The organism is Roseisolibacter sp. H3M3-2 (assembly GCF_029211165.1).
Taxonomy (GTDB): Bacteria; Gemmatimonadota; Gemmatimonadetes; order Gemmatimonadales; family Gemmatimonadaceae; genus Roseisolibacter.
This window is the reverse complement of the sequence record NZ_JARGEK010000650.1, coordinates 1-1,308: the sequence shown is the minus strand read 5'-3', so window position 1 is coordinate 1,308 and position 1,308 is coordinate 1. Positions and strand designations below refer to the sequence as shown.

The following is a 1,308-nucleotide window of genomic DNA, read 5'->3' as shown; positions in this document are numbered from 1 at the left end:
GCCTCGCCGTGGGCGCGGTCGGCGGCGACCCGGTGCGCGTGCGCGGCGGCGTCGGGCGCCCCCGGGTCAGCGTCAGGGCGCGGCGCGTCGGGTCGTAGGTGAGCGACGACGACAGCCGGGGGAGCACGTCGCTCACCAGCTGGAAGGGGACCCAGAGCCGCTCCCCCTCGACCTGCGGGGCGGCCAGCAACGGGACCTCGGTGGTCTCGCCCTCGCCCGCCACCAGGAACGGGATACCCTCGCGGACCGCCAGCACGACACCCGGGAGGCGCAGCCGCCAGCGCCCCACCCCGTCCTCGACGAGCGAGCCACCGGCGGCGCCGGCGAGCTGGTCGGCCCGCACCCACCGCCCGAGCCGCCCGGCCTGCCGCTCCTCGACCAGCAGGACCTGCCGCTCGGCGCCCGCCGCCCCGACCAGGATCGTCCCGTCGGGCGCGGGCGCCGCGGCGCGCGAGGCGGCGGGGCGCACCGGCGTCTGGCGCGGGCGGGCCGGCGGCTGGACCGCGAGCAGGAGCGCGAGCGCCGGGAGGATCACCGCCCCCTCACCGCGAGCGGACGGCGCGCGCCATCTCGCGCTCGTCGTCCTTCTTGCGCAGGTCCTCGCGCTTGTCGTGCTCCTTCTTCCCCTTCCCGAGGGCGAGCATGACCTTCGCCCGCCCGTTCTTGAAGTACAGGTCGAGCGGCACCAGCGTGAGCCCCTGGCGCTCCACGGCGCCGATCATCTTCCGGATCTCGCTGCGGTGCAGCAGCAGCTTGCGCGTCCGGGTGGGCTCGTGGTTGAACACGCCCCCCGTCTCGTAGTGCCCGATGTGGAGGTTCAGCAGGTAGACCTCCCCCTCGCGCACCACGCCGTAGGCGTCGGTGAGGTTGGCGCGCCCGTCGCGCAGCGCCTTGACCTCGGTGCCGAGCAGCGCGATGCCCGCCTCCCACGTCTCGAGGATGTGGTAGTCGTGGCGTGCGCGCTTGTTGCGCGCGATCGAGCCGTCGGCGGACTTGGCGTCGCCGTCCTTCGCGGACTTGGCCATGCGGGGCAGCGGGGTGAGGCGGGCGGCGGCAAGTTAGTCGGCCCCGTCGGGAGGCGGCAACGCGCGTCGTGACGCCGCGTTGACCTGCGCTCCGATCTCGACTACACTACTCGTCCTCCCGCGGTCCACGTGCCGCGGGGGCGCCGCTCAGGTGGTGGAACTGGTAGACACGCAGGTCTCAGAAGCCTGTGTCGGAGACGACGTGGGGGTTCAAGTCCCCCCCTGAGCACTAGAGCAGATCACGGCGCGCTGTAGCGAGGTGAAGGGCTCGGGGCGGCATCGC

General features: G+C 74.2%; 2 protein-coding genes and 1 tRNA gene. 1 reads left to right on the top strand and 2 read right to left on the bottom strand.

The features are described from left to right. The coding region (locus PYV61_RS25450) for a hypothetical protein (RefSeq protein WP_275836686.1) at window positions 1–535 on the bottom strand (535 nt) is incomplete at its 3' end. Window positions 536–542: 7 nt separating this feature from the next. Continuing rightward, window positions 543–1,025, bottom strand: coding sequence for an SsrA-binding protein SmpB (smpB, locus tag PYV61_RS25445; protein WP_275836685.1), 483 nt, complete (start codon window positions 1,023–1,025; stop codon window positions 543–545). 145 nt (window positions 1,026–1,170) lie between these two features. Between smpB and PYV61_RS25440 the strand changes: the two genes are divergently transcribed. After that, window positions 1,171–1,254 (top strand) — tRNA-Leu (locus PYV61_RS25440). The last annotated feature ends 54 nt before the right edge of the window (window positions 1,255–1,308 follow it).

Coding starts and splice junctions, on each gene's coding strand:
- smpB (WP_275836685.1), bottom strand. CDS start 1,025: ATGGCCAAGTCCGCGAAGGACGGCGACGCCAAGTCCGCCGACGGCTCG.